This window comes from Mesorhizobium waimense (genome assembly GCF_003601975.1).
Lineage (GTDB): Bacteria > Pseudomonadota > Alphaproteobacteria > Rhizobiales > Rhizobiaceae > Mesorhizobium > Mesorhizobium waimense.
Genome location: NZ_QZWZ01000243.1, coordinates 1 through 397, shown reverse-complemented (window position 1 = coordinate 397; position 397 = coordinate 1). Strand labels below are relative to the sequence as shown.

The following is a 397-nucleotide window of genomic DNA, read 5'->3' as shown; positions in this document are numbered from 1 at the left end:
CCCATGCGGTTGGCCATTGGCTGTTCAGCGGCCTTTTCAACGACGCGCGAAAATCACTTGCCGCCAACCCGGCGAACTACCGCGCATTCACGCCGCCCGTTCTCGTTATCTGGGGGCGAGAGGATACGACCACGCCCCTCGAACAGGGTGAGGAGATTGCCTCGCTGTTTGCGCACGCCGAACTGGCGGTTCTCGATGGCGTCAACCACCTCCCGCAGGTCGAACGTCCCCACGAGGTGGTGCGGCTGATCGCGAATTTCCTCAAGCGGACCTTGCCGGCCGCTCGATAGGCCGCTGTTTGGCGCGCCGCCACGCTCATTTCACAATCGCGGCCAAATCCCGCCTTGTTCGCGCGCGAAAGAATGGATGGGTTGCCCGGGGGCATCTCGAAGGGACA

General features: G+C 63.2%; 1 protein-coding gene. It reads left to right on the top strand.

All coding sequences use genetic code 11. The features are described 5' to 3' along the window. Nucleotides 1-290 (top strand): alpha/beta fold hydrolase (locus D3227_RS40845; protein WP_208646655.1); only part of this gene is annotated, 290 nt, incomplete at its 5' end. Nucleotides 291-397 lie beyond the last annotated feature (107 nt).